Origin of the sequence: Kibdelosporangium philippinense (assembly GCF_021390435.2) — a bacterium.
Classification (GTDB): Bacteria; Actinomycetota; Actinomycetes; order Mycobacteriales; family Pseudonocardiaceae; genus Kibdelosporangium; species Kibdelosporangium philippinense.
The window spans coordinates 3,252,374-3,278,489 of the sequence record NZ_JAJVCN010000001.1; the positions used below are offsets into that span (position 1 = coordinate 3,252,374).

Consider the following 26,116-nt stretch of genomic DNA (forward strand, 5'->3'; position numbering starts at 1 on the left):
CGAGACGTGATCGAGTGCGAAGCCGATCGGCACGCCGCACGGGAAGTCACAGATGATTGGCGTGCTGGCGGCGCGACTGGCGCGACTGGCAACGGAGGGCGGCGACGTGGCCGCGCTGCCCACATTGACCGATGTCAGCGGGGTCTTGGAGTCGTTCGTGGCGCCAAGACCGAGACAGGTCTTCCGCGCTTCCGCGAGCTTTTACCGCGTAGCGGCGGCATTCGCGGCTGTGTACGCTCCAGGGGCCTTGATCAAAGATCGTCTGGGGGTTGCCCATGTCCTTATTTCGTCGTGCTTTCGTCGCCCTCGCGACACTCGTTCTCACACTCGGTTTAACGCCCGCCGTCCAGGCGAAGACCGCCGTCGCGAACGCGCCGGTCAGGATCATCAACGTCCACACCGGCCGCTGCCTCGTGATCCAGGGGGCCAACAACGTCAACGGCTCACCGGCGTTCCAGTACGACTGCCTGAACTACCGGGACCAGCAGTGGGTGCTCCAGACGGTCTGAGAGACCGTTGTTCAACTTGATCTTGGTTCGGCGTGCCGTGTAGACGAAGGAACTCCTGGTAGATCGGTCAGCCACCGTCCACCAGGAGTTGCCCACAAGGTTCAGGAGCGCTAAGCGTCCGGCAGACGCTCGCCAGTCTCCTTGTCGAACAGGTGCACCGCGCCCGCCCGAGGCCGAACCCCGAGCTGCTGGCCACGGCTCCAGTCCGACATGCCCGGCGTCCGCACGACAACCGGATGCGGCGCCTCTTTGTGCTCGGCGCTCTCCCCCGCTGCCACCAGTTCAGCGTCCGACGAGCCGTACAGGTACTGGTCGGAACCCAGCTCCTCCACGGCCTCGATGGTCACTGACAGGCCTTCGGCGGCAGCCACGATGTCCCAGCCCTCCGGCCGGATCCCGACGATCACCTCGGATCCCGTCACCGCGGCCTTTTGCTCCGGAGTCAACGGAATCGTCGTACCACCAAGCACAACACCGGAGTCCGACACGCGCGCCGGGATCAGGTTCATCGCGGGCGAGCCGATGAACCCGGCCACGAACACGTTGCGCGGCTTGGAGAACAGCCCAACTGGGGTGTCGCACTGCTGCAGCAGGCCGTCGCGCATCACCGCGACCCGGTCGCCCATGGTCATCGCCTCGACCTGGTCGTGCGTGACGTAGATCGTCGTGGTGCCAAGGCGTCGCTGCAAGGACGCGATCTGCGTGCGGGTCTGCACCCGCAGCTTGGCGTCCAGGTTGGACAGTGGTTCGTCCATGCAGAACACCTGCGGCTGACGCACGATCGCGCGTCCCATCGCCACACGCTGCCGCTGGCCACCGGAGAGCTTGGCGGGCTTGCGGTCGAGGTACTGCTCCAGGTCGAGCAGCTTGGCCGCTTCCCGCACGCGCTCGTCGCGCTGGTCTTTGGGCATCTTGGCGATCTTGAGGTGGAACGCGATGTTCTCGTGCACTGTCATGTGCGGGTAGAGCGCGTAGTTCTGGAACACCATGGCGATGTCACGCGAGCGCGGCTCCATGTCGGTGACGTTCTTGTCGCCGATCCAGATCTCGCCGTCGTCGACGCCTTCCAGACCGGCGAGCATCCGCAGCGTGGTGGACTTTCCGCAGCCTGATGGGCCGACCAGGACGAGGAACTCCCCGTCGGCGACTTCGAGATCGAGTCCGTCGACCGCGGGCTTGTCGTTGCCCGCGTAGTACCGGGTCGCGCCCCGGAACGAGACCGTAGCCATCTTGGAGCTCTCCCTACTTTCCGGCGCCGAGCGTGAGGCCGGTGATGATCCGACGAGCAAGCAGGATGTACATCACGAGCATCGGCAGCACGATGATGGCCACACCGGCCAGCAGTCCGCCGTACTCCGACTGGTAGGACGCGGCGTTGTAGAAGGTGAACAACGCGCGTGCCAGCGTGAAGTTCGCGTTCTCCTGCAGGAACACGATCGCGAGCAACGTCTCGTTCCACAGCCCGATCGCGTTGAGGATCAGCGCGGTGATCATGCCGCCTCTGGCCAGCGGCAGCATGATCGACCAGAACGTGCGGGTGGCTGACGCGCCGTCGATCGACGCGGCCTCCTCCAGCTCGTCGGGCAGTGTCCGGAAGAAGCCGGTCAACAAGAACACCGTGAACGGCAACGACAACGCGATGTAGATCAGCGCGAGCCCGAACAAGTTGTTGTTCAGGTCGATCTTCGACATCGCGATGAACAGCGGGATGATCACCGTCTGGAACGGCACACCCATCCCGATCGCGATGAACGCGGTCATCGGCCCTGATCCGCGCACGCCCAGCCGGGACAGCGCGTACGCCGCGGGCGCGGAGACCAGCACGATCACCACCGAGCAGATCGCGACCAGCAGCACGGTGTTCAGGAACGCCGTGCCGAAGTCCGCGCTGTCCCACGCGTAGATGAAGTTGCGGAACGGCGTGCCGCGTTCGAACAGCACCGCGGGCAACGACAGCGGCTCACGGAAGATCTCCAGCGGTGTCTTGAACGCCGCCATGATCAGCCAATAGAGCACGAGCAGGTTGAACGCGGTGAACAGCCACACAACGGCAAGCCCGATCACCCGCATCGGGCTGATCCGCTTGGTTCCCGGCGCGGGCTTCGGCCGCCTCGGCGCTTTGCGGCGCGGCGGCGTGTCCACAGTGGAAGGTGAAACAGCGGTGGTCGACACTCGCGCCTCTCAGAACTGGATCGCGTCGCGGCGCAGCAACCTGCGCAGCGCCACCACGAAAACCGACACCAGCACGATCATCACGACCGCGCACGCACAGGCCGTGCCGAAGGCTGGCGTACCGCCGAACGAACGGTCGAACACGAAGATGCCCAGCGTCCACGTGTGGATCGGCGGTGCGTAGGTCCCCGAACCGGCCATCACGAAGACCAGCTCGAAGATCTTGATCGCGTTGATCGTCCACAGCACACCGGCGATCCCGACCACGTCCCACGTCAGCGGGAGCGTGATGTTGCGGAACTTCTGCCACGGGGACGCGCCCGCGATCGAGGCGTCCTCGTAGAGATACGGCGGGATCCGGTCGACCGCGGCCATCAGGATGGTGATGTAGAAACCCGCGCTCGCCCAGATGATCGACAGCAGCACCACCCAGGTGATCGACTCGGCGTCGAGGAACTTCACCGCCGAGAGCCCGACGCTCTCCAGCAGGAAGTTCGCCAGGCCTTGCCGGTTGGGCTGGTAGCGGTACACCACGCCGAAGAACATGCCAAGGGCCACCGGGGCGACGATGTTCGGGAAGAACAGGATGGCGCGGACCATCTTGTTGCCCCGCATGTCCCGCAGCACCATTGTGAACAGGAACGCGAGCACGAACGTGCCGACGCCGCCGAGCGTGATGTAGATCAGCGTGTTGACGAAGGCGTTCTGGAACCCCTCGTCGGCGAAGATCTGCGAGTACTGGGTGAACCCGTTGAACTCCGGCGTATCACCGGCGCCGCGCCAGTTGGAGAAACTGAGCACGATCGTGGCGATCGTCGGCGCGACCAGGAACACCCCGTACAGCACCAGCGTCGGCGCGAGAAACGGCCAGAACAGCTTCTTGCGCCGGGCGACGTGCGCGGCGGGCGTACTACGACCGCCTGCCCCCGGCTTGTGGCCGGCGGCAGGCGGCGTGGCCAAACTAGCGGTCATCCCCTCGACTTCCAGAAGTCCGCGGTCTTCGGGCCGATCTGGTCGACGAACTGCTGCGCGGAGATCTTGCCCTTGAGCAGCTCGTTGTTCAGCGGGTAGAAGACGTTCTTGACGTAGGTGCCCTCATAGAGCGAGTCGATCGAGTCCATGAAGATGACCTTCTCCTTGGCGGGGTTGGTCAGGGCCTCGTTGAGCTGTTTGAGGTCGTCGGGCACCGGCAGCTCGGCCCGCGGGTGCAGGTTGTCGGCCACCGCGGGGATGCCACGGGCGAGGTCCTTGTTGGAGAAGTACGCGATGAACGCCTTCGCGGCCTCCGCGTTCTTCGCCTTCTTGGTCACCGACCAGCCGATCGGCAGGAACTCGATGGTGTCGTGGGTCGCGTCGGCTGGCTTGGGGAACTGGAACGAGCCGTAGTCGATGGTCGCACCGCCACCCTGCTTGCCGAGGTACTCGCGGGTCTCACTCGGGCCCCACGAGCCGACGAACAGGAACGCCGCGGTTCCGTCCGCCCACTGCTGCTGGACCTGCGGGAACTTGCTGGCGTCCCAGCCGTCGACGAAGTAGCCGCCCTTGGCGATCCGCTCGACGTACTGCGCGGCCTTGAGGAAGCCGGGCTCGCTCTTCCACAGGGTGCCGGTCTTGTCGTCGACCGCCTTCTGGATCCCGCCGGCGCCGACGTACTTCTCGGCGATCTGGGTCAGGAAGTAGGCGTTGTAGAAGTCGATGTCGCCGTCCTGCGCGATCGCGCCGCCAGCGGCCTTGGCCTTGTCCAGCGCCGCGAAGAGCTCTTCGGTCGTCTTCGGCTCGACGAAGTCCTTCTGCGTCTTCTTGTTGTACCACCAGCCGTTGGACAGCACCTCGTAAGGAACGGAGAAGAGCTTGCCGTCCTTGTCCTTGGCCTGCGGGATGTCGTAGAGGTAGGAGGGAATGACGTCCTTGACGGTCTTGTCACCCTCGCCGACCTTCATCGCCAGCACATCGTCGAGACCCTGCGTGCCGCCCGTGTCCACAACCGCCGCCTTGACCTGGCTGATGTCCTGGTCGATCAGGTCGGGCACGGTGTCGGTGTTCAGCGCGGGCGCGACGTTCTGGGTGAGGAACTTGCGGCCGAACCACTGGACGTTGACCTTGACGCCGGCCTTCTCCTCGAAGCACTTGAAGGCCTTCTGCAGCACGCGGCCCTGCGGTTCGTCCTTGGTCCACATCGACCAGTAGGTGAACTCCTTCTGGGCGGGCTTGACCGCGGCCTCGGGGCAGGGAGCGTTGATGTACTCCTGCTCACCGACAAGCTTGCCGTCATCGCCCGCTGGGGCGTTGCCCGAACCGCCGCCCGCGTTGTCCGTGCCGGACCCGCAGCCGGCCAGCACGAGCGAGACGGCAGCGGTCAGCACAAGAGCGGACGTGCCTCGTCTACCGCCATAGATCGATCGCATCCAGTCACCACCTATGAAGCCTTGTTGGCAAGACGAACCAAGCGCCTTGCGCGGATGTGCAACTATTCCGGCAGTTTCAAGCAGAAGTCAACACAAAGATGCACTCTCGTTGCATTGGTCTGTACCAACCTAGCTCGGGGCAGAGCATGCCTCGCGGGCCCCCACTTGTCCAGTCCCGGGCATCCCCCGCATGAGCGGCCGATTCGCACCCAATGTCCCTCTTCGCGCCTTTGTCTGCACGCGTCGATCCTCGCGGGTCTCCGGACGACCAGCCACCGCACGTGCGAAACCGCAGCCTAACCGTGAAGGACCACGGATCAGCCCATTTCGTTGGGGAATGTCCAACGCGTCCGGTCAGTACGAAGTGGCCATCGCGCGCCGCGGGATGGCCGCGCGCTGAGCGGCGGGCACCGATTCCAGGCCGAAACCGATCACCACCGAGTGCGCGGTCGAGATCGCGGCCTGCGTGCGCAGAACCGCGCCGGACTGGACCCACTGAGCGCTGCGCCAGCCGCCGAGACCAGACTCGAAGTCCATGCTGTCGACCGCGTTCCCGCCCACCACCAAGCTGGCGTTGTCCACGAACGCGCCACGACCGCCGAAGGCCGGGTCAGATATACAGGTGATCGACACTTCGACCTGTTTGCCCGCATAGGCCGACAGATCCACCGTCGTCTGCCGCCAGCCGTTGCTGCTGCCGTGGACGCGGTTCCACGTACCTGTGGTGCCGCGCGGCTGACAGGTACCACAGGACACGGTCAGGTAGTTCGCGAGCGCTGGGTACTGCCCGACCGCCTCGACGCAGCCTTCCGGCACGCCGGTGTCGCTGCCGTTCTGCGGCAGCGTCGTCCAGTCGTCCTGGCCAACCGTGTGTGCCTCGATGATCAGGTTGTCGTAGCCGGGTTCAGTATCATACGACAACGCGAACCGAAGTTCCGGCGTCTGATCGGCCCGCACTCCCGTCAGGTCAGCGGTCCTGGTCAAGCGTGCATAGCTGTTGTCCGCGTGCCGGGTCGCGGCGAATCCGTTGCCTGCGAAGGGCTCGAACGGGCCGCGTACCCCGTCGTACGTTCCCGCGAGGGCGCTGCGGAACTGCGGGTACTGCGCGGCAGGCAGGATGTCGCTGATTGAGGTGAATCCGGCGGCCGTGGCCTGCGACAACGAGGCCGTGGTCCCGGACAGGGCACCTGTTCCGGTGAATCCGGTCGGTCCGTGCGGCCAGCCCGCCCTGAACCACCCTGCCGCCTTCATTGAGGTAATCACGCACGGCCAACGTGGTCGCCACGTTCGCAGCCTGGAATCCAACCGCCCACACCACAGTCTTGAAGTGGCTCAACACGCCCAACGCGTCCGGGGCACCTTGGGTACGCACATCCCATACAGCCACATCGCCCGCGAGCGCGTCGACATACGTCTTCGGGTCGGCGCCGTCAGCCACAACCAAAGTGTCACTGTCAGCGGGATTGGCGACGGTGCGGGTCACGTGCGGGCTCGTCACGGTCGTGCCATTGGCCACGCCCGAAAACCAGAACTCGACAGTAGAACCCGGCCGGGCGCCATCGATCCTGCCCCGGTACTCGTCGTAGTACTTGTTGTTATGCCCGCCGTAACCTTGCCGCCCGCCCACGCGGCAACGGCCACGGAGCGCGGACTGCCCTGGTCGATCCGGTAGTGCAACTGCTTGGTGCCAAGGTTCTTGCGCCCGGTGACAGCGACGGTCTGCGCTCCCCCATCCGCGTACGACGTGGTGAAAGCCCTTGGGGTCAGCGGCGTGGCGGTTCGACCAAGCACCGACACTGGCTCGTCCGGCCGCGGAGCCGACTGGGCCACCGACAGCGCGAACGGCAGGTTCGTGGCGTACTCGGCCTGGATCAGTTTCTCGCTGTCCGGGAACGCGAAGCCGCTGGGGATGCCCTGCAGCAGCCATTCGTCGTTCGGATCCCTCTGCGAGGCCACCTGGCAGCTGGACATCTCGTCGGCCAGCATCAGCACACCGTGCACGTTGGCCGCATGCTGCATGGAATCGCCGTTGGATGTGGAGATGTCGGACGTCACCTGCGGCCGGACACCAGGGATCGCGGGGTTGGCCGGGTCACCGGTCAGCACCTCGCGCAGCAGCCTGCGCGTCATCTCCGGGGTGATCCACTCCCGGGCGTGTTGCGCGCCAAGGTACAAAGTGCCAGGCCGGGTGCCATCGGCACGGTCCGGGCGTTCTTCGTCACCTTGACAACGAGAATGTCCTTGCCCTGCACCGATTTCCCGATCGACTCCAGTTTGGCCAGAGTCGGATACTGGTCAGCGAGACTGCGCATTTCCTGCGCCAGTCCCGTACTTCCGCTGTACGGCCGGAAAACGCCTTCCGCCCACGGGGTCGCGTTGGCCATCGGGGCGGCTAACACCCCTGTGCTCAGCGCAGCCGTCAACGCCATCGCCGCAGCGATCTGTCTCATGTAGAAACCTCCGGAACCCGGAAACCCCGGGTGTTACGAAGAAGCGAGTGTCACGGCCGTTGTTCCCCTTTGCTGGCCGGACTGTTCGAGTTTAGAACGCCCGGTGCGATATGTCTGGGCGTCTTCTCACCAGGCGTATCGCTGAATTGGAGCAGACCGAGCGCGTGAGCCCGTTGGATCGCACTGAGCCGGTCGGAGGTACCAAGCTTGCGATAGAGGTTTTCCACGTGCTTGTGCACGGTTCGCGGGGAAATCCTTAACTGACGGGCGATCGACGGCGCCGTACGGGCCTGAGCGAGCAAGTGCAACACCGTTATCTCACGCGAAGTCAGGCGGAAATCCTCGGCGACCTCGGCGGCACGCGCGGGCGAGGCAATGCTTGTGTGCCAATGGCGATACGTTCGCTGATGCCGGTCCAGGCTCATCAACAAAGCCTGAACTCGTTCCAACAGGGCAAGCTCTGCCGCCGAATAGGCGCCATCCGAACGACCGAGTGAGTAGCCGCGCATCGCGCCCAGCGGAATGGTCACGTGCTCACGGATGTCAAGTAACGCACGGGATATCGAGAAGATCTCGTGGTTACGCCACAACGATCCGCCCAGCAGCGTGCGGGCGTCGAGCACCTCGTGCGTTCCGGTGTCGCGATAGTGCTGGAACAACGGATGGGACGCGGCCACCGTCATCATCGTGCGAAACGCACCGGGGTCACGGTCAAAGCTGATCGCCGACACGTCGGCTGATTCGACGCCAATGTCTATGTAGAACGCGACATTCGAGCGCAGGATCGAGGCAAGGGTCGTTGCGATCGTCGTCGATGGCGCAGACTCAGGATTGTCGAGGATGTCCACGGCGAGGTCCAGCACCCGCTGGTACCCCGTAAGCAAACTGTCGGGCACGGCCGGTAGATCGCCGGACACGCACCGCGCGTGATCAGCATTGCGGGCTGGCCGCCCGAAAGGACGGCCAGCCAGGCCGATCAGAAGTTGGTGTTCCAGTACTGCTTGTGCCCGCCGACGCAGTCCGACTGCGCGAGGAACAACCCGTTGCCCGTGTTCCAGCCGGGGATCTCCAGGCACTTCTCGCTGTTGACGTTCACCAGCCATGACGAGTTGGTCGCGTTCGGGAACGGGTTACGCACCCGGTTCCACTGCTGCGCCCTGTCACCGGGGATGCAGTCCCAGACCACGGCCAGCGCACCCGACCGGGTGTCGCGGCCGTCGATCATCAGGCATTTCCCGCTGCGCTCACTGATCAGCTGGAAGAACCCGTTGGGCTGCTGCACCGGCAGCCACCGCTGGTTGGACACGCTCTTGCAGTCCCATTGCTGCACATGCGCGCCGTTGACCTGACGGTCCTGGTCCTTCTCGTCAACGCACTTCGTACTGAACTTGTTCTGGATCTGGCCCCACGTCGCCGCCTGTGCCGGTGCGACGAGCACCGCGAGCGCCGTCATGGCCAGTACGGCCACGTAACCCAACCGCCGCAATCGAATCAGCCTTTCTCTTCTGCCGGATCTTGCGTAGAGAAGGCTCGTCGAACGGCCGACCATGATCCATACGCACAACTGCGTAGATCCACCGATGAGTTTCGCCGCGGCCTGGAGTCCATCCAGCGACCGAAAGAAGGAGACCGATGGACACCCTGGCCGCGATCCACGCCGAACGCCGTTCCCTTGCCGATTTCCTCGACACCCTCAAGCCCGAGGACTGGCACGTCCAGTCGCTCTGTACGGCATGGACCATCCACGAGGTACTCGCCCACATCACGCTGTCCACGCGCCAGTCGCTGCCGAAAACGCTGCTCAGGGTGGCCAAGGCGAAAGGCAACTATCCCAAGGCCGAAGCCGACTGGGCCAAGGAACGCGCCCGCGACCTCACGCCTGAGCAGCTCATCGCCCAGCTGCGCGAAGACGCCACCAGCGACAAGAAATTCGCCCTCGGCGGCCGAGTCGACGCTCTGGTCGACCTGCTCGTGCACGCCCAGGACATCGCCCGCCCGCTGGACCGTGACCGGCACATGTCCATCGAATACGTCGTTACCGCCCTCGATCACGTCTGGCCGAGCAGCTTCTACGGCGGCAAGAAGCGGTTCGCCGGGATGCGGCTGATCGCCACCGACGCGGACTGGCAGGGCGGCGACGGGCCGCAGGAGCTGCACGCAGCAGCATCCGAACTACTGATGCTCGCGACTGGGCGAGTGGCTAGGGTCAGTGGGCCTGGTGCGGAGGAAGCGACAGCGAGGGTTGTATGACTGATCCGTGGTCCGAGGTCGCCGAGACCTGGGCGCAGCTGTGGGGTGGGTTCGCCGGACCCGCCCAGCGCGAGATCGCTGAGGTGACCGGCATCGGGCCCGGTGTGCGGGTGCTGGACATCGGCTGTGGCAGCGGTGAGTTCCTGGCGTACGTGCATGAACTGTGTGGCGAGGCGGTGGGGATCGACTCTTCGCCGGGAATGGTGGCCTTGGCCAAGCAGCGGGCGCCGCACGCCGAGGTCAGGCTCGGTGACCTCGACCGGCCGCTGCCATGGCCGGACGACGACTTCGACGTGGTGACGGCCTTCAACGTGCTGGAGTTCGCGGCCGATCCGGTCAAGAGCGTCGACGAGTTCGCCTTCATGGGCACCCAGGTCGCGCTCGTCGGATGGGCCGAACGTGCCCGCAACGACTTCAACGCGATCGACGAGGTGTTGGCCGACGAGCCCTCAGCGGATGGCGAGTTCCGTAAACCCGGTGGCTTCGAGGCCGTGCTGCGCGAGGTCAACCTGAAGGTCAGCACGAGCGGTCTTGTCGAGGTCGTGTGGGAAGTGCCCGATGAGGAGACGCTTCTGCGCGGCATCCTGCTCGGCGAGAACCCGCAAGACGCGCCGACGGTCGTGCAGGCCGCGAAGCCCTTCAAGACCGCCGACGGCGGATACCGCCTGGTCAACCACTTCCGTTATGCCATCGGAACGCGGCCTTAGGCGTTCTCCACGCGGGCCCGGTTCTGCTCGGCGGCTTCCTCCATCGACTGCGGCCGCTGCGGCCAGCCGACGTTCGGCCGGGCCAGCAAGTCGTTCAACGGTTCCGGCCGGCCGAGGTGGAAGCCCTGGGCGACCCTGACTCCCAGCCGGGACAACGCCTGCACCTGCGTCGGCCGCTCAACCCATTCCGCCACAACCGAAAGCCCGAGACCGCGGGCGATATCCACGATGCCGCTGACCAAAACGGTGTCGCGGCTGCCGTAGTCGATGCCGTGCACGAACTCGCCGTCGATCTTCAGCCCGGTGATCGGCAACTGCTTCAGATGCACGAACGAGCCGAATCCGGAGCCGAAGTCGTCCAACGTGATCCGGCAACCGCTGGCCCGCAGCTGCTGCGCCAGGCTGCGCGCGGCATCCAAATTGGTCACCGCCGCGGTCTCGGTGATCTCGAAACCCAGCCGTCCCGGCGCCACACCGGCGGCCGCGATCCGGTCGAGCACGAAGTCGCCGAAGTCCTCGTCTTCCAACGTGCGGCCGGAGACGTTCACGTTGAACCGCAGACCCGGGTACGGGTGCTCGACCAGCGCGTCGATCGCCGTGCCCGCCACCCACCGGTCGATATCCAGGACCAGGTCGCTGCGCTCGGCGGCGGGCAGGAACTCTCCGGGGCCCAGGCGCGGGTGCTTGTTGTCCTCAAGACGCAGCAGAAGCTCGTGGCCGACCACGCGTCCGCTCGCGAGCTTGACCATCGGCATGGCGTGCAGCGCGAAACCGCCGTCCTGCAACGCTCCTCGCAGACGGTCCAGTACCGACACTCGCAACGCGGTGTCCTGGTAGTGGCCCTGCTCGTAGACCGTGACCCTGTTACGGCCCGCGGCCTTCGAGGCGTACAGCGCCAGGTCCGCGTTGGCTAGGATCGCCTGCCAGCTCTCCCCCGAGTCGAACCGTGCCACGCCCGCGCTGATCGTCGTACGAGCCGCGCCAGAGCCACCGCTGAGCGGAATCGCGGCCACGGCCGTGCGCAACCGGTCGGCCACCGCGACTGCTTCCCGCTCGTCCGCCCCAGGCAGGACGACCGCGAACTCGTCGCCGCCGAGGCGTCCGACGATCTGCCCGTCGGTCAGCCGGTCGCGCAGCAGGTTGGCCAGCGTGCACATCACCCGGTCACCGGCAGGGTGGCCGCGCAGGTCGTTGATGTCTTTGAAGTTGTCGAGGTCAAGCAGGAGCAACGCGCCCCGCACGCCCAGCGCGAGCTGGCGCTCCAGCTCCCTGGTCAGCGCGCGGCGGTTGGGCAGGCCCGTGAGCGGGTCTTCCTCCACCATCCGCAGCAGGTCCTCGTGCCGGTGCCCGAGCTTGGCGGCCCGCAGCTCCTGGTCACGCCAGCGCGTCACGTCCACCGCGCGGAACAGCAGGTCGTTCTCGGCCATCGGGGCGCAGAAGATCTCCAGCCACCGGTGGTCGAGCTCGTCATGGGACCGCCACGAGACCACGACAGCCTCGTCGGTCGGCGACTCAGGCGCGCCCGCCAGCAGGGCAGGCAGGGACCGGCCCACACTCTGTTCGGCGCTCAGGCCGAGCAGCTCGGCCATCCGGGGGTTGGCCCACTTCACCCGGCACCGCTGGTCGGTGACGGCAAACGCGATATCGCTGGCCGCCAGCACCTCGCCCAATGAGGCGCTGTCGTCGCTCACTAACACCCTCGCAGGATCTCTGGCACAGCAGGTTATCGGTCTTTCTCATGCGCGCACGAAGCGTAGCCGACCGGCTTCGTCAGCGCAGACGCTCCAGCGCATCCGCTGAACGCAGGATCTGTGCCGCCAGACGGCCCAGCTCCGCCGCGTCCGCCCCATCCTGCGCCGCAGTCACCACATCCTCTGCCGCACACCGCAATTGAAACAACCTGTCCTGCAGATCCGCCAGTTCCGCGGTGGACAACACGACCGCGTCGTCCGGCAACCCGCTGCGCTGAAGGGCGGACCGGCGTTCATAGGCACGTTGCCGGCATGGTTGCGCACAATAGCGCCTCGGCCTGCCAACCCTGTCCTCGTCGGGCAACCTGCGGCCGCACCAGCCGCAGTGCTTCGGCTCGGCGCGCAGCGGATCCCGCTGCAGCCCGGATTCCGTCCCGGAAACCACCGTCATGACAATTGACCGTATCTGGACATCGCGTCGCCACCCATCCGCCACGCCGCCGGTGCACACTCGTATTGTGCGCGAACACGACTATCTGGCCGGACCCTACCCTCGGGCATTCGCCCACCGTGGGTGGCACCTCGGCGATCTCAAAGACATGGAGAACTCCCTCAGCGCCTTCAAGCGCGCGGTCCAAGAGGGCTACAGCTATCTGGAAACCGACGTGCACGCCACATCGGACGGAGTGGTCGTCGTGCACCACGACGACGCGCTCGACCGAACGACCGACAGCAAGGGGATAGTCGGACGTCTGCCGTGGCGAAGCGTTCGGACGGCCAAGATCGGCGGCAAGGAACCGGTCTGCCGCCTGGAAGACCTCCTCGAAGAGCTGCCGGACGCGTTGATCAACATCGACGTGAAATCAGACGCGGCAGTCGAGCCCGTGGTCCGCACACTGCGCCGAACCGGCGCGCTCAACCGAGTCTGCCTAGCGTCCTTCTCCGACTCACGGCTCCAGCGGCTGCGCACCCGCATGGGTCCGCGTCTGATGACCTCAATGGGCCCCCGATCAGTCGCAGCCCTGTGGGCCGCTGGCCGGGTATGGGCGCCCCGGGCCTGGCGGGCGATCCGTGGCCGGATGGCTCAGGTCCCGGTGACCCAGGGCAAGCTCACGGTGGTGGACCGGCGTCTGGTGACCGCGGCGCATCGGCGTGGCATGGAGGTGCACGTCTGGACGATCGATGACGCGCCCCAAATGCACCGCCTGCTGGACCTTGGCGTGGACGGCCTGGTGACCGACCAGCCCTCGATCCTCCGGGACGTGCTGCGGGCGCGTGGGATGTGGCCAGCCGCCCAACCCGCCTAACCCACACCCACCGCTCCCCCAACGCCGTGTCCACCATTCCGGCACATCGTGTCCACCGTTGCGGCACATGGTTTCGCACGGTGCCGCACATCGTGTCGGCCTTTCGCGCGCCATAGCGGGGCGGCAGCGAGCGCCGGGGTGAGGGCCGAGTTGGCTGCGTTGAACGCCGCCAGGGTGACCTTCACGGCATCACATCCCGTCACAGGTGAGGCTTCGCGCACCGGAGTTTGGCTTTCGCCTGAAATCGGCTATTCGACTCGCGGTTCCGATCAGCGAATGGCAATAACGAGCCGTTTTCACGCGGTCACTGCCCGTAAAACACGCCGTTGCCAATGGCCCTGCCAGTCACTCTGTCGTGAACATTCGATACCGCATCGATGAGCCGGTCACAGTGCGTCGAAATCGACCAGTACAGTCCGCGTACCAGCCGACTGGGAGGACCCGAGTGAGCACTGAGACAGAGGCCCAAAGCCGCAGGCGTGAGCAGCGCGGATGGGTGTGGTACGACTGGGCGAACTCAGTTTTCCCGACGTCTGTCACCACGGTTTTCGGGTCGCTGTATCTCACCGCGATCGCGGCCAACGCGGCCAAGGCCGACATCGCGTTGAACGGGCCCAATGCCTGCCCGGCCGACGACCGGCTGCGTGACTGCGACATCTCCCTGTTCGGCCTGCAGTTCCCGGCCGGTTCGCTGTGGGGCTACCTGCTGTCGTTCGCGACCGTGATCCAGGTCCTGGTCGTGCCGCTGATGGGCGCGATCGCCGACCGGACGCAGAACAAGAAGCGGATGCTGGCCGTCTTCGCGTTCTCCGGTTCGGTCGCCACCGCGCTCATTGCCTTGGTCGCGGGCGAGAACTGGCAGCTTGGTGCCATCTTGTTCATCCTCGGCAACATCTGTTACGGCACCTCGGTCGCCATCTACTACTCGTTCATCCCGGACATCGCCACGGGCGAGGAGCGCGACGACCTGTCCACCAAGGGCTGGGCGTTCGGCTACCTCGGCGGCGGCGCGGCGCTGGCCCTGCAGCTGGTGCTCGTGCTGTTCGGCGACAGCATCGGCGTCGACGAGAGCACCGCCGCCCGGATCGCGTTCCTCACCTCCGGCCTCTGGTGGGCGATCTTCACAGTGATCCCCCTGCGGCGGCTCAAGGAGCACCAGCCCGCGCACGCCCCCGAAGAGGGCACCTCGGTGTTCAGCGCGGGCTTCAAGGAGCTCGGGAGCACGCTGCGCGGCGCCAAGGCGTTCCCGCTCACCCTCGCGTTCCTGGGCACCTACCTGATCTTCACCGACGGCATCTCCACCGTCGCGAACGTCTCAGCCCAGTACGGCAGCGAGGAGCTCAAGTTCGAGCAGCAGGTGCTGATCACCACGATCCTGATCGTGCAGTTCGTGGCCTACCTCGGTGGCGTGCTGCACGGCATGGTCGCGCGCCGGATCGGCGCCAAGCGCACCATCCTGATCAGCCTGGGGATCTGGGTTGTGGTCATCGCTGGCGCGTACTTCGTGCAGGCGGGCCAGCAGTTGCAGTTCTACCTCGTCGCCGCGGGCATCGGCATCGTGCTCGGCGGGACCAACGCACTGGCGCGGGCGCTGTTCAGCCAGATGATCCCGCCGGGGAAGGAGGCGCAGTACTTCTCGGTGTACGAGGTCGGCGAGCGTGCCACGTCGTGGCTCGGGCCGTTGCTGTTCGCGTTCATGGCGCAGCAGACCGGGTCCTACCGGTACGCGATCATCTCGCTGGTGATCTTCTTCGCGGTCGGGTTCGTGCTGATGATCTTCGTGCCGGTCAAGCGGGCGATCGAAGCGGTCGGTAACACCGTGCCACAGACACTTGAGAGCAAGGCGTGACAATCGATAAACGCTGAGTGGTGTTCGTATTCGAGTACGAACGACTACTTCACGTCATCATTTCTCACCCGTCCGATCGGCGTTTACAGTTTGGTCGGACCGGGTACCTGCGGAACTTGGACTGACCTGTGACATAACTCCTCCGAACGGGTGAGATGTTGGTGTCGATTGTGGGATAACGCGTCACTTTCCCGCGCCGATTGCCTCCCTTAGGAGGAAGCTGTTGTTGACGGGTGAAACATGTCACTGTGCGCGACGAAGTGCCGGGCGAAGGGAATCTCCCGGCCGTTCCGTTCGTTGCACACGGTGAGCACCACCCTGGTCCGAGGGAACTCGGGCCGAACGAAAGGACACCGCCATGGCCGACCGTGTTCTCCGTGGAAGCCGGCTGGGAGCGGTCAGTTACGAGACTGACCGGAACCACGATCTCGCGCCGCGTCGTACGGTCAGGTATGCGTGCCCGAAGGACCACGATTTCGAGGTGCCCTTCTCGGACGACGCCGAAGTGCCGCCGGTGTGGGAGTGCCGACTGCACGGCTTGGAATCCAAGATGATCGACGGCTCCCTGCCGGAGCCCAAGAAGGTCAAGCCGCCGAGGACGCACTGGGACATGCTGCTCGAGCGCCGGACCATTCCGGAACTCGAGGACCTGCTCACCGAACGGCTTGAAGAACTTCGTGGCCGGCGCAGCCGGACAGCCTGACAGCCTGTGACGTAACTCCCACCACGAGACAACCCCGCCCAGACCTCCCGCCTGGGCGGGGTTCTTCGTGTCCACACTTTTGCAGGAACCTGCGGCGGATTCGCGCCACGGTATTGCCGATAACGGCCAAAACGCGGCCGGTCCGCGATTCACCGGACATACCGTGATCGCGTGCCGCATTTCCCGCTTGAGCCCGATCCGGCCGAGATGGGGCAGCTCGTCTGGATCATCTCGTCGACTTCGTCGAGACACTTCCCGACTTGCTCGATCGGCTCGGCCAAGCGACCACGCGCGGGCTTGAGTTGATCAAGTCATCGGTACCAGACGCGGAGCGGCCCTAGCGCGGCGAATCCGACCTCGATCGCCGCCTCAAGATCGTCGCCGTGCTCGTACCCGACCAGCGAAACGCCAGGAAACCTCGCTGAGGCCGCGGTGATCGCGGCAGCCCAAAGGTCGCTGTCATCGACCGAGAAGAGGTTGGAAACGCCCACCACCCCGGCACTGTGGTTCAGCACCACGCCACCGGCCAGGTCATCGCCACGATAAAACGCCAGCACCCGGACCGACGGATCGTCGAGCAGCGCGGGCCGCAAGACATCCACGTCATCCCACCCGGTCCGCCACGCGGCCAGCTCGACAGCGGTGGAGACCTCCTCGACGCGCACGTCTAGAGCCGGTGCCGCAACGTCTGGTGGGCGGTGGATCCACTGGGCCGTGAACAGTTCCGCGAAGCCGTCACCAATCAGGTCCTGGGTGGCGAAGCTGTCTTTCACCGAGCACCCAGGCGACGTGTCGATGCCCGCCAAGAACCCGTTAGCGTTGGGCTGCAACGTAACCGCATCGGGGTAATACATCGGGGTACGGCGTGCACTGCGCCAGACCGCCTCATCGAAGGTGCTCTAGATACCGTGCGACCGGCACATCGAAGCGCACCACTCGGCGTTGTTCCGAGCCGCCGTAGCCACGTTCATTCGAACAACCCACTCGATAAGTACTTCAGTCCACTGTCGACCTGAACAGTCAGCACGCGATGCCCCGAGCCGAGACGCCTCGCGAGCCGCGCGGCCGCCACGAGGTTCGCGCCCGTCGACGGGCCGGAGAACAACCCATACTCCGCGGCCGCCACACGAGCCATCTCAAGCGCGTCAGCACTCGTCACGCTGATCACCTCGTCGAAGTCATACGACTCCAGCAGCGGCGGCCAGAACCCGATGCCCGCGCCCTCGATCTGGTGTGTCCCCGGCTCGCCACCCGACAACACAGGCGACTCCGCAGGCTCGACCGCGACGCGCAACATCTCCGGGAACCGTTGCCGCAGCGCGCGCCCGGCACCGATCAGGCAGCCGCCTGTGCCCACGGACACGCAGAACGCGTCGATCTGACCAGGGACCTGGGCTGCGACCTCGTAGCCGAGCGGCTTGTAGGCGTTGATCACGTCCTGGTTGTGGAACTGGTCCGTGGCGAACCCGTCCACCTGGTCGGCAACCAGCCTCGCCAGCTCGATCAGCTGCGGCCACAGCTCAGGCTGGAACCCGCCCGGCGGGCTGGTCACCATGTCGACATCGGCACCGAACGCCCGCATCGCCGACAGCTTCTCCAGCGCGAACGCGTCCGACGTGACCACCCGCAACGGGTGACCGGTCAGCGCGCACACCATCGCCAGCGAGGCGCCGGTGCTGCCACCGGTCGCCTCGACCACGATCTGCCCTGGACGTAACCGGCCGGTCTGCTCGGCGCCGCGGATCATCGCCAACGCCATCCGGTCCTTGTACGACCCCGTCGGGTTGGCTGCCTCCAGCTTCACCCAGACCTCGGCGTCGTTCGCGCCGGTCAGCCCGTCCAGCCGGACCGCTCTTGTCCAGCCGATGCCAGCGAGTAAGCCTTGCTCCGCCATGCGTCAGGCGGACTTGCTGCCGCCCTTGACCAACGACCGCAACTGGTTGCCGCGCAGCCGCACACCCCACTTGAACACGCGCCACAGCGCCTCACGCACGATCGCGCCGTCCATCTTGGACACGCCGATGGCCCGCTCGGTGAAGGTGATCGGGGTTTCCGACACGGTGAACCCGGCCTCCAGGGTGCGCCAGGTCAGGTCGATCTGGAAGCAGTAGCCCGCCGAGGCGACGTTGTGCAGCTTGACCTTCTCCAGCACCGCCCGGCGGAACGCGCGGAAGCCCGCGGTCATGTCGTTGACCTTGGCCCCCAGCCAGATCCGCGAGTACAGGTTGGCGCCCTTGGACAGCAGGAACCGCCGCTTTGGCCAGTTCACCGTCTTGCCGCCGGGCACGTAGCGCGACCCGATCGCCAGGTCGGAGTCGTGCAGCGCGTCGATGATCCTCGGCAGGTCCTCCGGCGAGTGCGAGCCGTCGGCGTCCATCTCGACGATGACGTTGTAGTCGCGCTCAAGCGCCCAGCTGAAGCCGGCGACATACGCGGCGCCGAGACCGGCCTTCTCGGTTCGGTGCATGACGTGCACACGGTCGTCGGTCGCGGCCATCTTGTCCACGACCTCCCCAGTACCGTCCGGGCTGCCGTCATCGACGACCAGCACGTGCGCCTTGGGCAACGCGGCGTGCAGCCGGGAGATGATCGGCGTGATGTTCTCCCGCTCGTTGTACGTCGGGATCACCACAAGCACCGGCTCGAGCTCCGCCATACGTTCCTCTCCTACTCTTTCCCTGTCCGCGGTCGCTGGTGTCGGACCCGCGAGCCGACGCTGAACAGCAGCGCAAGCAAGCCCCCGAGCACCATGACGAGTTCAGGCCAGGCGCCCATCCGGGTCGCCAGGGTAACGGTCGACTTTTTGGCCACGGTGGCCACCAGCGTGTCGGCGGTGTACAAGTCAGTCTGACGGGTGACCGAGCCGTCCGGTTGCACAATCGCGCTGACGCCGGTCGTGGCGGACACCACTACCGCCCGGTCGTGTTCGACCGCACGGATCCGCGACATCGCCAGCTGCTGGTAGCTCATCTCCGTGCGTCCAAACCAGTTGTTGTTCGTCGGGACGGTGAGCACCTCGGCGCCGTCCCGCGCGGCCTGCGTGAGGACGTCGTCGTACGCGACCTCGAAGCAGATGGCCACACCGAGCTTTGTGCCCGCGGCGGTCAGTATCGGGGGCTCGACACCCGGCTGCATATCAACTTGACCGTCCACGAAAGGTGTAAAAAGGCGCGCGATCGAGCGAATCGGCACAAACTCCCCGAACGGCACGAGCTTGCTCTTCGCGTACTGCGCCCCAGGCCCGGAAACCGGATCCCACACGACCATGACGTTCTGATCAGTGCCGTTGCCGTGCGACTGACGCGCACCGATCAGCGTGGGAACGCCGAGATCGGTCACCATCCGGTTGAGCGCGACATCGTCAGCCGGATCCGGGCCGAGCCCGGTGAACGTCTCCGGCATGATCACCACATCCGGCCTAGCCACCCGACCAGCCCGAATGTCGGCGGCCAGCTGCTCAGCCCGCGCGATGTGGTTGCGCCGCATCTCGTCACCCGCGCCGAGCGCCCCCAACCCCTCCGGCGCGTTGCCCTGCACGATGGCAACCGTCAGCGTGCCGTTCTGCGCGTCGGTACCGACGAACGGCAGTGTCGCGAACGCGACGGCGAGTGGAACGACGGCCATCAAGGCAGGAGAAACCCGCTTTCGGAACAGGAACTCGGTGATCGCGCACCCGGTGAGCACCACCGCGAACGAAAGAAGTGGAGCGCCCCCCAGCGACGCAAGAGGCAGGTACCACCCGTCGGGCTGTCCGAAACCAACCCGCGACCAAGGAAACCCACCGAACGGAAAACGCCCCCGCAGAGCCTCCCCGGCGACGAACAGCGCGGCCATCCACACCGGACCGCCACGCATAGTGCTGACGACAGCCATCGCAGCACCCGCCACGGCGATGAACAGCGAAAGCACCGCCGACAAACCAACCCACGGCGACGGCCCAAACCCAGACCCGAGGAAATCCTGCAGCCAAAACAGCGATGGGAGTAGGAAGGCCATCCCGAAGAGGAAGCCATAGCCGAACCCAGCCCGCGCCCGCCTCCCCCGGATGGCCACGGCGAACAGCGCGAACGCCGGAACAGCCAGCCACCAGACGGTCCGAGGCGGAAAGCTCAAGAAGAGAAGCAATCCGGCGACAACCGAGACTGCCGACCGCCAGATCACCGGATGCCGACGGACGTACGAGACCGTGCGCCGAGCAGGCGTCGGCTTAGGCGACACGGGAGCAGCGATCACGCAATCAGACTACGGGCGCGGTGTGAACGCTCCGTGACGAGCGTGCCCATGCGACCATTGCCCGCTGATGGATACCGAGCAGCGCCGAGCCGCCGTAGCGCTAGCGCTCATCGCGACGAGCACGCTGCTCTCGATGAGCGTCTGGTTCTCAGCGTCGTTCGTCGTCCCCCAGTTGCGGTCGCTGTGGGACTTGAGCAGCGGCCAATCCTCTCTGCTGACCATCGCCGTACAACTGGGTTTCGTGGTCGGCGCGCTCACGTTGGCCGCGAGCGGTCTCGCGGACGCGGTGCCAGGGCGCGTGCTGATGAGCGTTGGGGCGTTCGGCGCGGCCGTGGTCAACCTGGTTCTGTTGTGGGCTCCCGGTTTCGCGGTCGCGTTGGCGTTGCGAGCACTCACCGGTGCGTTGCTCGCGGCCGTGTATCCGCCTGCGTTGAAGGAAGTCTCGTCGTGGTACCGATCGGGCCGTGGGACGGCCTTGGGCATCATGATCGGCGCCCTGACCTTGGGATCCGCGGCTCCGCAGCTGGTCAAGGCGTCCGGCGGGCTGAGTTGGCAGGTCGTGATCGTGTCGACCACGGTCCTGACTGCCCTTGGCGGGGTGATCGTGATGCTGGTACGCGGGAAGGGGCCGTATCCGTTCCCACGGTCGGTGTTCAGCCTGCGTGCCGCGCTGCGTGCGATGCGCAGGCGCGCTGTCGTGTTGGCCAATGTCGGGTATGTCGGGCACATGTGGGAGCTGTACGCCATGTGGGCGTGGATCGGCACGTTCCTCAGTGGACTAGTGCCGTTCACGCAGACGGCCGACGGGCAGAGGTACGCGGCCTTGGCGGCTTTCGGATGTATTGCCGTGGGTGCGGCGGGATGTCTGGTCGGTGGGCGGATCAGCGACAGGTTCGGACGGGCCCAGGCGGCTTTGGTGAGCCTGATCTTGTCTGGTGGGTCCGCGGTGACGTTGGCTTTCGTCCGCGACCTGCCGGTGCCAGTGGTGCTTGTGGTCTGCGCGTTCTGGGGCTTCTGGGTGATCGCGGACTCCGCCCAGTTCTCCGCGATGGTCACCGAAAGCGCGGACCCCAGATACGTTGGCAGCGCGGTGTCGCTGCAGTTGGCGTTGGGCTTCACCACGACCGCGGTGACGATCTATCTGGTTCCAGTGCTGGCGGAAGACGTGTCGTGGACGGTGGCGTTGCTTGTCCTCGCGCTGGGACCCGCTGTTGGCATCACGGCCCTGGTCGCCTACCTGCGCCGCCCTGCCGGGACGGTGCCCTAGTGCCGTGAAGGTCTTCCTACCTTCACGGACATGCTCCTCATTGGCTCCCAGCCCTTGTCCCTTTGCTCTTGCCCTTGATGCATCGCCGTAGTTTCGTCATTTATTAATCAACCGTGTCCGTAGTACTAGACGTTGTCCAGATCGGCGACGGATTTCCGGCGGCCACATCGGCACCTCGGATGATCTGGATCCGGTACGGCCTCAACTCCCACGCCGCGAAGTCCGGCGACTCAGGGCCGTCTGGCCACAGCGTCGACGGGTCATACCCGACCGCGAGCCGGTCCCAAGCCTCCGCCCCTACCCACAAAACTTGACAGTCCACGAACGCGGCATCGTGCTCGGGCGACCAATAAGCGCAGCTCACCCACGGCGACCTGGCCACATGGGCAGTCTTGACCGGGGTGCGGCGGGTGCCGATGAAGCCGATCACCGCCTCGGGGCTGATCTCCCAGACCGGATGCATGATCCGGACTCGTGGCCGACCAAGGTGGTCCGTTGTCGAGACCGTGCTCCAGACGATTCGGCCAGTGATCTCGGTCAGTGGGGCGACGATTTCGTCAAGGGGAACGGGACGTCCGGCGACCATGACTGCACCTCCATGAATATTCAACCTAAGTTGCACAACCATGGTTGCATATTAGACCCTGAGATCGTGACCGCCCCTGAGCCGATCGCCGAAGATCTGGTCCTGTTGTTCGCCGCCCTTGCCGCGACCACGCAGGCGCAAGTCACCGCAGAGATCGCCAAGGCGGGTTTCGGCGACCTGCGGCCATCGGACGGATACGTGGTCCAGCACCTGCAGCACGGCCCGCAGACCATCGGCGAACTCGCGACCAAGCTCGGCATCACGGCCCAGGGCGTCTCGAAAGCTGTGATCGAGATGGAGCGCAAGGGCTACGTCTCGCGCACGCCATCCTCAGGCGACCAGCGCAAACGGCTCGTCGAGTTGACCATGCGCGGATGGGACGCGATCTACGCGAGCCGGAAAGCCCGCGCGCACGTCAACCGGGACCTGCGAGCCAGCTTGGGATCGGGCGCCCGTGCGTTCCTCGACCAAGTTCACCACCTCGCCGAGAACACGGGCGCCCTCGCCGCTCTCACCGAGCGACGGCTGAGGCCCTAGGCGGCGTCGTGGAACACCAGGCCGAGCGTGTGCCGGATCCCGGAGCGAACAACGCTCACCCCATGCCGCACGGGTGATGCCGACCAGCCACGGGCAGAGCGCACCGGACGGTCCCGAGTGGTGAAGATCAAGCCGTGCCCCTGCGGCAAAAGTGTTGCCATGCCACGAGATTGCGCACGCGGGCGCTGCTCGACGAGCATGAACTCCCCGCCGGAATGATCGACCCCAGGCACGTTCAACCCGATCACCACCTGAAGCGGGAACACCAAGTCACCATACAGATCCCGATGCAGCGCGTTCCAGTCGCCTTGCTTGTACCGCAACAGGATTGGCGTGGGTTTCACCTGCCCCGCACGGTGGCACATGTCGAGCCACGCGTCCAAAGTGTCCGGCCACGGCGCTGGTTGGCCGAGCTTCGCGGCCCAGTCACGGGCGATCGGCAGCAGGTGTGGGTAGAAAGCCTGCCGCAGCTCGGAAACCACTGAAGGGAAAGGCGAGGAGAAGTACCGGTACTGACCGGAGCCAAACCGGTAACGCGCCATGTCGATGGTTGAGCGGAACCGGGAGACATCGTCGTACAGCGCCGCGATCTTCCCGCATTCCGACGCCGTGAGGATCTGGGGCGTCAGCGCGCACCCGTAGGTGTTCACCTCGTCGACGAGGACAGTCCAGTCAGCTGAAGACACAGATCTCATGTCTCCAGCTTGTGCCGGAACCCGCGAACAAGCTGGCGGCTTTCAGACGGCACTCTGTGGCACCACCACGGTTCCCTGTGCACGCGTGACCGGGATCGGCGGGTCCAGCACGTCTGCGGCGGACGGTCCACGGTCGGGGTTCGCGCGGCAGACGACGCGTGCCTCGAACGCGATCTCCCGGGACCGGTTGCCGACCCGGATGATGGTTCCGGTCGCCTCGATCACGTCACCTGCCTGGATCGGCGCCAGGAACTCCACGATCGAGTAGCCCGCGAACAGACCTTCATCGCCATCCGTCCAGATCATCATCTCGGTCGCCACGTCGCCGAACATGCCAAGCCCGTAGGCTCCGTCGACCAAGTTGCCGCCGTAATGGGCGTGCGAGTGCGGCACGTATCGCCGCTGAGTCACGGTGAATCCCTCGACCAACGCCCCGCTCAAACTCCGGCTCCTGTCTTGTGTCCCAACGCATGAACTAGAAAACTCGCGACTTCACCGGGAGTGGTACCACGGCCGAAGACACGGTCGACACCAAGTTCCCCAGCCATCAGCGGATCAAACCGGGGCCCGCCCGCGATCAACAGCGGCCGCTTCTGCCCCATCGCTTCACGGAACGCGGCCGACATCTCCTGCGTGTTGTGGATGTGCGCGTCGCGTTGCGTGACCACTTGGGACACCAGCACCGCGTCGGCTTTCTCCGCGCGAGAGCGTTTGACCAGTTCAGGTACGGAAACTTGGGCGCCGAGGTTGATTACGCGCAGTTCGCGGTAGTACTCGAGGCCCTTCTCCCCCGCGAAGCCTTTGATGTTCAGGATCGCGTCGATGCCGACCGTGTGGGCGTCCGTGCCGATGCAGCCGCCGACCACGACCATCTTGCGGCGCAGGCTTTTCTTGACCGTCGAGTTCACTTCGGACGGTGAGAGCAGCGGGTATTCCTTTTCCACCACACGGATTTCGTCCATGTCCACAATGTGCTTGACCGAGCCGTATACCACGAAGAACGTGAAGTCCGGGCCGATCGGCTTGGAGTGCACGACCATCGCCGGGTCCATGCCCATCTTGTTCGCCAGCTGCAACGCGGCGCCGTCGGCGCGTGGGCCGTGCGGTACCGGCAGGGTGAACGATGTCTGGATCATGCCGTCGCCGGTGGTGTCGCCGTAGGGCCTGATGTGGCGTTTCATGCTGAGCCCTCCTCCAACAAGTCGCTGGCCGGGTTGCGGTAGCCGTCGGTTTTCTCGATCACGCCGTCGGCGCCTTTTCCGCCGGTGGGTGGGCGTTTCATCAGGCCGAATGTGCCGTCGGCGATCGCGTTGAGCAGGCCGTCGGCCACGATCCGGTCAAGCAGGTCGACGGCCTCACCAAGCACTTGGTGGGCTCGTTTGACGATCAGGCCGTCCGGCGCGGGCCGGAAGTCCTCACGCAGGCTTCCTGCCGCGTTCAGCACGTACCGCACGTTGGCCAACGCGAGATCGCGGTCGGAAAGGAACGGTGTGACAACGGCTTCCGTCATCATTCCGACGAGCAAAATGGACTGTCCGGTCAGGACACCGGCGAGGTTGAAGAACCCGTCGAGCAAGTGCCCGTTGAACACGTCGCCGGTCATATGCTTGGTTGGTGGCATCCACTTCAGCGGCGCGTCCGGGAACAGTTCCCGTGCAAGCAAAGCATGTGCGAGCTCTAGCCGGAAGGAATCTGGGATCGACGGGTTGATCTCGAACGCGTGCCCCAAACCGAGCAGCGAGTCAGGCAGTCCCGCTTCGTGCGCGAAGTGCTCGTTCAGCAGCTGTGACACGGTGACCGTATGCGCGGCGTCCACCGCGTCGGCGGTGGTGAGGTAGTTGTCCTCGCCGGTGTTGATGATGATTCCGGCGCGGGCGTGTACCTGGCGGGAGAACCGTTGATCCACAAAGGTCCGGATCGGGTTGATGTCACGGAACAGGATGCCGTACATCGAGTCGTTGAGCATCATGTCCAGCCGCTGCAATCCGCCCAGCACAGCGATTTCGGGCATACACAGCCCGGAGGCGTAGTTGGTCAGCCGGATGTATCGACCGACCTCTTTGGACACGTCATCCAACGCTGCCCGCATGATCCGGAAGTTCTCCTGGGTCGCGTATGTGCCCGCGAACCCGTGATGAGTGGCACCTTCCGGCACGTAGTCCAAAAGCGACTGTCCAGTTGAGCGGATCACGGCGATGATGTCCGCGCCCGCTCGTGCCGCGTTCCCGGCCTGCACAACGTCTTCGTCGATGTCCCCAGTTGCCACGATCAGGTAGATCCACGGACGCTGCGCGGGATCACCGAACTTCGCGATCAGCTTGTCGCGCTGGGCACGGTTGCGGTCAACCGTCCGCATCCCCTTCCCGACCGCAGTGCGAGCCAGTTTGTAGGCACGTTCCGCGTCCCGGCCAGTAGGCACCTTGTACTGGATCTGTCCGGCCGCGGTCGCCTCGGCCAGTTCGGTCAAGGACGCGAGATCGTGTTCCCGCAACGCATGGAAAGCGGGCAGGACGGAACCCTGTTCCAGTCCACAGTGGTCACGGATGGTGTCCACGACCCGGTTGACCCACGGCACATCACCGGCGCGGTGAGCGGTGTCCGCGCCGGTGATGCCCGCGAGGCGGAGGGTCGCGCGTTCGACGGCGACCGTCGTATGCGCTTTGGCCAGCGCGATCACTGGTTCGCTCGCCCTGGCCGCGAGCTGCCGAGCCTTGGCCACGACGCTGGGGTCGAGGTTCAGCAGATCACCCATCCG

28 protein-coding genes are annotated in these 26,116 nt (G+C 65.5%); 8 read left to right on the plus strand and 20 right to left on the minus strand.

Annotation, left to right across the window (positions count from 1 at the left end; all coding sequences use genetic code 11):
- The first annotated feature begins 275 nt into the window (after window positions 1-275).
- A complete protein-coding gene (locus LWC34_RS15005; RefSeq protein ID WP_233725672.1) occupies window positions 276-509 on the plus strand; it encodes an RICIN domain-containing protein in 234 nt (77 codons plus the stop codon).
- A 110-nt stretch (window positions 510-619) separates the two neighbouring features.
- Here LWC34_RS15005 and LWC34_RS15010 read toward each other — a convergent pair whose 3' ends face one another.
- The 9 genes from LWC34_RS15010 to LWC34_RS15050 form a co-directional block, all read right to left on the minus strand.
- A complete protein-coding gene (locus tag LWC34_RS15010) occupies window positions 620-1,738 on the minus strand; it encodes an ABC transporter ATP-binding protein (RefSeq protein ID WP_233725673.1) in 1,119 nt (372 codons plus the stop codon).
- A 13-nt stretch (window positions 1,739-1,751) separates the two neighbouring features.
- Window positions 1,752-2,681 carry a carbohydrate ABC transporter permease gene (locus LWC34_RS15015; RefSeq protein ID WP_233725674.1) on the minus strand — a complete coding sequence of 310 codons (930 nt, stop codon included), beginning with the start codon at window positions 2,679-2,681 and terminating at the stop codon, window positions 1,752-1,754.
- A gap of 9 nt (window positions 2,682-2,690) precedes the next feature.
- The gene (locus LWC34_RS15020; RefSeq protein ID WP_233725675.1) at window positions 2,691-3,653 is read right to left on the minus strand and encodes a carbohydrate ABC transporter permease; all 963 of its coding nucleotides are present in this window, start codon (window positions 3,651-3,653) and stop codon (window positions 2,691-2,693) included.
- Window positions 3,650-5,086, minus strand: a complete 1,437-nt coding sequence (locus tag LWC34_RS15025) for an ABC transporter substrate-binding protein (protein ID WP_233725676.1) — start codon at window positions 5,084-5,086, stop codon at window positions 3,650-3,652. Before LWC34_RS15025 ends, LWC34_RS15020 begins: the two co-directional genes overlap by 4 nt.
- A gap of 354 nt (window positions 5,087-5,440) precedes the next feature.
- Window positions 5,441-6,349: a M6 family metallopeptidase gene (locus LWC34_RS15030; protein ID WP_233725677.1), complete on the minus strand. Its 909-nt coding sequence runs from the start codon at window positions 6,347-6,349 to the stop codon at window positions 5,441-5,443.
- Between the two features lie 231 nt (window positions 6,350-6,580).
- Window positions 6,581-7,216, minus strand: a complete 636-nt coding sequence (locus tag LWC34_RS15035; protein ID WP_233725678.1) for a hypothetical protein — start codon at window positions 7,214-7,216, stop codon at window positions 6,581-6,583.
- Window positions 7,213-7,536, minus strand: coding sequence for a M14 family zinc carboxypeptidase (locus LWC34_RS15040; protein WP_233725679.1), 324 nt, complete (start codon window positions 7,534-7,536; stop codon window positions 7,213-7,215). Before LWC34_RS15040 ends, LWC34_RS15035 begins: the two co-directional genes overlap by 4 nt.
- Window positions 7,537-7,586: 50 nt before the next feature.
- Window positions 7,587-8,432 carry a helix-turn-helix transcriptional regulator gene (locus tag LWC34_RS58045; RefSeq protein WP_250109441.1) on the minus strand — a complete coding sequence of 282 codons (846 nt, stop codon included), beginning with the start codon at window positions 8,430-8,432 and terminating at the stop codon, window positions 7,587-7,589.
- Window positions 8,433-8,512: 80 nt separating this feature from the next.
- On the minus strand, window positions 8,513-9,022 hold the full coding sequence (locus LWC34_RS15050) for an RICIN domain-containing protein (protein ID WP_233725681.1): 510 nt from the start codon (window positions 9,020-9,022) through the stop codon (window positions 8,513-8,515).
- A 146-nt stretch (window positions 9,023-9,168) separates the two neighbouring features.
- Between LWC34_RS15050 and LWC34_RS15055 the strand changes: the two genes are divergently transcribed.
- Window positions 9,169-9,786, plus strand: a complete 618-nt coding sequence (locus tag LWC34_RS15055) for a maleylpyruvate isomerase family mycothiol-dependent enzyme (RefSeq protein ID WP_233725682.1) — start codon at window positions 9,169-9,171, stop codon at window positions 9,784-9,786.
- Window positions 9,783-10,493 (plus strand): class I SAM-dependent methyltransferase, encoded by a 711-nt coding sequence (locus tag LWC34_RS15060; protein WP_233725683.1) that lies wholly within the window; start codon window positions 9,783-9,785, stop codon window positions 10,491-10,493. Before LWC34_RS15055 ends, LWC34_RS15060 begins: the two co-directional genes overlap by 4 nt.
- Here the strand turns inward: LWC34_RS15060 and LWC34_RS15065 are convergent.
- Together LWC34_RS15065 and LWC34_RS15070 are read right to left on the minus strand one after the other, a co-directional pair.
- Window positions 10,490-12,184, minus strand: a complete 1,695-nt coding sequence (locus tag LWC34_RS15065) for a putative bifunctional diguanylate cyclase/phosphodiesterase (protein WP_233725684.1) — start codon at window positions 12,182-12,184, stop codon at window positions 10,490-10,492. The genes LWC34_RS15060 and LWC34_RS15065 overlap by 4 nt on opposite strands.
- Window positions 12,185-12,263: 79 nt before the next feature.
- Entirely contained in the window at window positions 12,264-12,635 is a 372-nt protein-coding gene (locus LWC34_RS15070) for a hypothetical protein (protein WP_051794028.1), read from the minus strand.
- A gap of 64 nt (window positions 12,636-12,699) precedes the next feature.
- Between LWC34_RS15070 and LWC34_RS15075 the strand changes: the two genes are divergently transcribed.
- The 3 genes from LWC34_RS15075 (at window position 12,700) to LWC34_RS15085 (ending at window position 16,043) form a co-directional block, all read left to right on the plus strand.
- Window positions 12,700-13,491 (plus strand): glycerophosphodiester phosphodiesterase family protein, encoded by a 792-nt coding sequence (locus LWC34_RS15075; RefSeq protein WP_233726446.1) that lies wholly within the window; start codon window positions 12,700-12,702, stop codon window positions 13,489-13,491.
- 445 nt (window positions 13,492-13,936) lie between these two features.
- Window positions 13,937-15,340: an MFS transporter gene (locus LWC34_RS15080; RefSeq protein ID WP_233725685.1), complete on the plus strand. Its 1,404-nt coding sequence runs from the start codon at window positions 13,937-13,939 to the stop codon at window positions 15,338-15,340.
- A gap of 358 nt (window positions 15,341-15,698) precedes the next feature.
- Window positions 15,699-16,043, plus strand: coding sequence for an RNA polymerase-binding protein RbpA (locus tag LWC34_RS15085; protein WP_033391943.1), 345 nt, complete (start codon window positions 15,699-15,701; stop codon window positions 16,041-16,043).
- Window positions 16,044-16,354: 311 nt separating this feature from the next.
- Here LWC34_RS15085 and LWC34_RS15090 read toward each other — a convergent pair whose 3' ends face one another.
- From LWC34_RS15090 to lnt, 4 genes are all read right to left on the minus strand, one after another.
- Window positions 16,355-16,897, minus strand: a complete 543-nt coding sequence (locus LWC34_RS15090) for a hypothetical protein (RefSeq protein WP_233725686.1) — start codon at window positions 16,895-16,897, stop codon at window positions 16,355-16,357.
- Window positions 16,898-17,010: 113 nt separating this feature from the next.
- Window positions 17,011-17,937 (minus strand): PLP-dependent cysteine synthase family protein, encoded by a 927-nt coding sequence (locus LWC34_RS15095; RefSeq protein ID WP_233725687.1) that lies wholly within the window; start codon window positions 17,935-17,937, stop codon window positions 17,011-17,013.
- A 3-nt stretch (window positions 17,938-17,940) separates the two neighbouring features.
- Window positions 17,941-18,699: a polyprenol monophosphomannose synthase gene (locus tag LWC34_RS15100; RefSeq protein ID WP_233725688.1), complete on the minus strand. Its 759-nt coding sequence runs from the start codon at window positions 18,697-18,699 to the stop codon at window positions 17,941-17,943.
- 11 nt (window positions 18,700-18,710) lie between these two features.
- Complete coding sequence (gene lnt / locus LWC34_RS15105) at window positions 18,711-20,276, minus strand: apolipoprotein N-acyltransferase (RefSeq protein ID WP_233725689.1); 1,566 nt, start codon at window positions 20,274-20,276, stop codon at window positions 18,711-18,713.
- Between the two features lie 67 nt (window positions 20,277-20,343).
- Here lnt and LWC34_RS15110 point away from each other — a divergent pair, with 67 nt between their 5' ends.
- A complete protein-coding gene (locus LWC34_RS15110; RefSeq protein WP_233725690.1) occupies window positions 20,344-21,543 on the plus strand; it encodes an MFS transporter in 1,200 nt (399 codons plus the stop codon).
- A gap of 103 nt (window positions 21,544-21,646) precedes the next feature.
- On the opposite strand, the gene LWC34_RS15115 is transcribed toward LWC34_RS15110, so the two are convergent.
- Window positions 21,647-22,129 carry a pyridoxamine 5'-phosphate oxidase family protein gene (locus LWC34_RS15115; protein WP_233725691.1) on the minus strand — a complete coding sequence of 161 codons (483 nt, stop codon included), beginning with the start codon at window positions 22,127-22,129 and terminating at the stop codon, window positions 21,647-21,649.
- 66 nt (window positions 22,130-22,195) lie between these two features.
- Here LWC34_RS15115 and LWC34_RS15120 point away from each other — a divergent pair, with 66 nt between their 5' ends.
- Window positions 22,196-22,666, plus strand: coding sequence for a MarR family winged helix-turn-helix transcriptional regulator (locus LWC34_RS15120; RefSeq protein ID WP_233725692.1), 471 nt, complete (start codon window positions 22,196-22,198; stop codon window positions 22,664-22,666).
- Here LWC34_RS15120 and LWC34_RS15125 read toward each other — a convergent pair.
- Genes LWC34_RS15125 through kamD form a run of 4 tightly spaced genes read right to left on the minus strand, consistent with a single transcriptional unit; the run spans window position 22,663 to window position 26,113 of the window.
- Window positions 22,663-23,361 carry a 2OG-Fe(II) oxygenase gene (locus LWC34_RS15125; protein WP_233725693.1) on the minus strand — a complete coding sequence of 233 codons (699 nt, stop codon included), beginning with the start codon at window positions 23,359-23,361 and terminating at the stop codon, window positions 22,663-22,665. The genes LWC34_RS15120 and LWC34_RS15125 overlap by 4 nt on opposite strands.
- A 42-nt stretch (window positions 23,362-23,403) precedes the next feature.
- Entirely contained in the window at window positions 23,404-23,802 is a 399-nt protein-coding gene (kal, locus tag LWC34_RS15130; protein WP_233725694.1) for a 3-aminobutyryl-CoA ammonia lyase, read from the minus strand.
- Window positions 23,799-24,542, minus strand: a complete 744-nt coding sequence (kamE, locus tag LWC34_RS15135; RefSeq protein WP_233725695.1) for a lysine 5,6-aminomutase subunit beta — start codon at window positions 24,540-24,542, stop codon at window positions 23,799-23,801. Before kamE ends, kal begins: the two co-directional genes overlap by 4 nt.
- Window positions 24,539-26,113 (minus strand): lysine 5,6-aminomutase subunit alpha, encoded by a 1,575-nt coding sequence (kamD, locus tag LWC34_RS15140; protein ID WP_233725696.1) that lies wholly within the window; start codon window positions 26,111-26,113, stop codon window positions 24,539-24,541. The genes kamE and kamD overlap by 4 nt, the downstream gene beginning before the upstream one ends.
- Window positions 26,114-26,116: the final 3 nt, after the last annotated feature.

Excerpts from the sequence above, each read along its gene's own strand:
- LWC34_RS15005 (WP_233725672.1), top strand. The coding sequence starts at position 276 with ATGTCCTTATTTCGTCGTGCTTTCGTCGCCCTCGCGACACTCGTTCTC.
- LWC34_RS15010 (WP_233725673.1), bottom strand. The coding sequence starts at position 1,738 with ATGGCTACGGTCTCGTTCCGGGGCGCGACCCGGTACTACGCGGGCAAC.
- LWC34_RS15020 (WP_233725675.1), bottom strand. The coding sequence starts at position 3,653 with ATGACCGCTAGTTTGGCCACGCCGCCTGCCGCCGGCCACAAGCCGGGG.
- LWC34_RS15025 (WP_233725676.1), bottom strand. The coding sequence starts at position 5,086 with ATGCGATCGATCTATGGCGGTAGACGAGGCACGTCCGCTCTTGTGCTG.
- LWC34_RS15035 (WP_233725678.1), bottom strand. The coding sequence starts at position 7,216 with ATGACGCGCAGGCTGCTGCGCGAGGTGCTGACCGGTGACCCGGCCAAC.
- LWC34_RS15040 (WP_233725679.1), bottom strand. The coding sequence starts at position 7,536 with ATGAGACAGATCGCTGCGGCGATGGCGTTGACGGCTGCGCTGAGCACA.
- LWC34_RS15055 (WP_233725682.1), top strand. The coding sequence starts at position 9,169 with ATGGACACCCTGGCCGCGATCCACGCCGAACGCCGTTCCCTTGCCGAT.
- LWC34_RS15060 (WP_233725683.1), top strand. The coding sequence starts at position 9,783 with ATGACTGATCCGTGGTCCGAGGTCGCCGAGACCTGGGCGCAGCTGTGG.
- LWC34_RS15070 (WP_051794028.1), bottom strand. The coding sequence starts at position 12,635 with ATGACGGTGGTTTCCGGGACGGAATCCGGGCTGCAGCGGGATCCGCTG.
- LWC34_RS15085 (WP_033391943.1), top strand. The coding sequence starts at position 15,699 with ATGGCCGACCGTGTTCTCCGTGGAAGCCGGCTGGGAGCGGTCAGTTAC.
- LWC34_RS15090 (WP_233725686.1), bottom strand. The coding sequence starts at position 16,897 with ATGTATTACCCCGATGCGGTTACGTTGCAGCCCAACGCTAACGGGTTC.
- LWC34_RS15095 (WP_233725687.1), bottom strand. The coding sequence starts at position 17,937 with ATGGCGGAGCAAGGCTTACTCGCTGGCATCGGCTGGACAAGAGCGGTC.
- LWC34_RS15100 (WP_233725688.1), bottom strand. The coding sequence starts at position 18,699 with ATGGCGGAGCTCGAGCCGGTGCTTGTGGTGATCCCGACGTACAACGAG.
- LWC34_RS15110 (WP_233725690.1), top strand. The coding sequence starts at position 20,344 with ATGGATACCGAGCAGCGCCGAGCCGCCGTAGCGCTAGCGCTCATCGCG.
- LWC34_RS15115 (WP_233725691.1), bottom strand. The coding sequence starts at position 22,129 with ATGGTCGCCGGACGTCCCGTTCCCCTTGACGAAATCGTCGCCCCACTG.
- LWC34_RS15125 (WP_233725693.1), bottom strand. The coding sequence starts at position 23,361 with ATGAGATCTGTGTCTTCAGCTGACTGGACTGTCCTCGTCGACGAGGTG.
- kamE (WP_233725695.1), bottom strand. The coding sequence starts at position 24,542 with ATGAAACGCCACATCAGGCCCTACGGCGACACCACCGGCGACGGCATG.
- kamD (WP_233725696.1), bottom strand. The coding sequence starts at position 26,113 with ATGGGTGATCTGCTGAACCTCGACCCCAGCGTCGTGGCCAAGGCTCGG.